We start from the raw sequence: 388 nt of genomic DNA, 5'->3' as shown, positions 1-388 counted from the left end.
TTTTCACGCAAATCAAACTCTTCTTTTGGCGCGATCAGCACCACATCGCCTTCCACCCGCTTGTCGAGCCCTTTGACTTGCAAAATGATGTCGAGTACTTGCTGCCACGACACGCCATCCAAACGCAGCGTAAGATTGCCCGTGACCGAATCGGAGACCACTAGATTAAAACCGATGTAGTCCGCTATCAGTTGCAAGACGTTCCTCACCGGAATGTCTTGGAAATTGATCTAGATAAGCTTGCCCTCTTTTTCAAGGAGGCTTTTCTCCTCAACTTGCTGCGGAGTTTCTATGCGACTGACCGTCGCTTCCAAATAGCGCCCAGACAAACGATACTCATGGTGAAACTCCCCCGAGACAGACGCCAGCATCCGCGTCGCTGACACAT

Annotated in this window: 1 pseudogene; it reads right to left on the bottom strand. The window is 50.8% G+C overall.

Annotated elements, in window-relative coordinates:
* Positions 1-388: pseudogene (locus tag UF06_RS25290) on the bottom strand (secretin and TonB N-terminal domain-containing protein); the annotation flags it as partial.

Source organism: Vibrio sp. S234-5, assembly GCF_000960595.1.
Taxonomy (GTDB): domain Bacteria; phylum Pseudomonadota; class Gammaproteobacteria; order Enterobacterales; family Vibrionaceae; genus Vibrio.
Note: the sequence above shows the minus strand (reverse complement) of the source record. Positions and strands in the feature narration are given on the sequence as shown.